This is a genomic window from Dietzia sp. SLG310A2-38A2, assembly GCF_014145095.1.
Lineage (GTDB): Bacteria > Actinomycetota > Actinomycetes > Mycobacteriales > Mycobacteriaceae > Dietzia.
Genome location: NZ_JAALDX010000409.1, coordinates 1 through 1125 on the forward strand (window position 1 = coordinate 1; position 1125 = coordinate 1125).

The 1125-nt window shown below is 70.7% G+C and carries 1 protein-coding gene; it reads left to right on the plus strand.

Going from position 1 to position 1125, the window contains the following annotated elements; genetic code table 11:
* Positions 1-282: 282 nt before the first annotated feature.
* On the plus strand, positions 283-1125 hold an 843-nt coding region (locus tag G6027_RS13985; protein ID WP_182637701.1), incomplete at its 3' end, for a DUF6474 family protein.

Below are 1125 nucleotides of genomic sequence, written 5' to 3' on the forward strand. Positions count from 1 at the left end.
GGCCGCGGCCATCGCCCGCAGCCGCACCCCCTCGTCGAGCGGAGCCGTCCGCCACCACGTGGGGCCTGCGTCCCGCTCCCGGGCCACGCGGTGCAGACACCTGGACCCCGAGGCCGGTCCCGCCACCGCACCGTCGAGGTCCCCATTCGATCCGTCCCGGGCACCGTCCATCGACGTCCATCATGACGCACACCGCGTTCGGATACCGGTCCGGTGCTCACCGGCGGACTGTTCGCCTAGGCTGGGACCCTGATGTTCGCGACGAGAGAAGGATCGACGCCCATGGGCAAGCTGACGACCTACCGCGACAAGCGCGCCGAACTCCGCGCCCACGCCTCCGCACTCAAGGCCACCGCCATGACCGAGGCCAAGCTCGCCGCCAAGGAGGCCAGGCACCAGGCCAAGGAGGCGCATCGCGTCGATCTCGCCGAGGCCAAGAAGCGCGCGAAGCTGGAGGGCAAGAACGCGGACCGTAAGGCAAAACGCGAGGCCAGGCGGGCCAAGCGGCAGGACGCGCTCGCCCAGAAGGCGTCCAGACGGGACCGCAAGGCCGAGAAGACCATGTCCAAGCAGGAGCGCGCCACCCTCAAGCGCGAGGCCAAGTTCCTCGCGAAGGACCGCAAGGCGGCCGAGAAGATCGAGGCGGCGGGCCGGAGGCACGAGTACCAGCTCGCCGAGATGGAGCTGAAGAAGCTCGAGGGCACCAAACTCGGCAAGGAGGACGTGCAGCGGTGGCTGAACCTGGCCAAGGTCGCCACCCCGGTCCTGCTGCCGATGGTCTACAAGCTCGTGTCCAACGCGCAGGGTTCCGCCGACAAGTCCGCCGGCGCGGGCGCCGTGGACCTCAAGGCCGCGGGCATCGACGCCACCGGCCCGGGGGCGGCTCTCGGTGCCCGCATCGTCCGGCTGGAACAGACCCTCGACCAGCTCGAGGTCGGGCGTCGCGGCGACCGGCAGGTCGAGGACTTCATCGCCTCCACCCGGACCCGTCTCAAGGACCTGCGTACGGCCGTCGAGACCGCCGAGACCACCCCGACCTCCCAGCGCCGCGAGGTGCACTCCGCCATCTCCGGTGAACTCGACCGGGTCAACAAGGACGTGCTCGCCCGCCTCGGCGTCACCCCG